General features: G+C 58.6%; 2 tRNA genes. Both read right to left on the bottom strand.

Annotated elements, in window-relative coordinates:
• Position 1: 1 nt before the first annotated feature.
• Positions 2-77 (bottom strand) — tRNA-Glu (locus ACQRAX_RS25745).
• A gap of 79 nt (positions 78-156) precedes the next feature.
• Positions 157-232, bottom strand: a tRNA-Ala gene (locus ACQRAX_RS25750).

A 232-nucleotide genomic window follows, 5' to 3' on the forward strand; every position in this document is an offset into this window, starting at 1 on the left:
ATGGCGTCCCCTAGGGGACTCGAACCCCTGTTACCGCCGTGAAAGGGCGGTGTCCTAGGCCACTAGACGAAGGGGACGAACCTTCTTACCTTAACAACCCGGTTGCTGTAACCTGGCTGACTTCGCAGTCAGTGTAGCTGACTGCGAATCGGAATTTGGTGGAGCTAAGCGGGATCGAACCGCTGACCTCCTGCATGCCATGCAGGCGCTCTCCCAGCTGAGCTATAGCCCC

It is taken from the genome of Pseudomonas sp. UM16 (genome assembly GCF_050312595.1).
GTDB lineage: Bacteria > Pseudomonadota > Gammaproteobacteria > Pseudomonadales > Pseudomonadaceae > Aquipseudomonas.